Raw genomic sequence first — 529 nt, 5'->3', positions numbered from 1 at the left:
GTACCCGGACACGGTGCTGCTGGCGGAGGCCAACCAGTGGCCCGAGGACGTCGTCGACTACTTCGGCGACTTCCCGAGCGGCGGCGACGAGTGCCACATGGCCTTCCACTTCCCCGTCATGCCGCGCATCTTCATGGCCGTACGACGCGAGTCACGCCACCCCGTCTCCGAGATCCTCGCCAAGACCCCCGCGATCCCCTCGGGCTGCCAGTGGGGCATCTTCCTGCGCAACCACGACGAGCTGACCCTCGAAATGGTCACCGACGAGGAACGCGACTACATGTGGGCCGAATACGCGAAGGACCCGCGGATGCGCGCCAACATCGGCATCCGCCGCCGCCTCGCCCCGCTCCTCGACAACGACCGCAACCAGATCGAGCTGTTCACCGCCCTGCTGCTGTCCCTGCCCGGCTCGCCGATCCTCTACTACGGCGACGAGATCGGCATGGGCGACAACATCTGGCTCGGCGACCGCGACGCCGTCCGCACCCCCATGCAGTGGACACCGGACCGCAACGCCGGCTTCTCG

General features: G+C 67.9%; 1 protein-coding gene. It reads left to right on the top strand.

What is annotated here, in order from left to right:
* The coding region (locus QSK45_RS38095; protein ID WP_285563537.1) for an alpha-amylase family glycosyl hydrolase at window positions 1–529 on the top strand (529 nt) is incomplete at both ends.

It is taken from the genome of Streptomyces hygroscopicus subsp. hygroscopicus (assembly GCF_030269125.1).
GTDB lineage: Bacteria > Actinomycetota > Actinomycetes > Streptomycetales > Streptomycetaceae > Streptomyces > Streptomyces hygroscopicus_C.
This window is presented reverse-complemented; position numbering and strand designations above follow the sequence as displayed.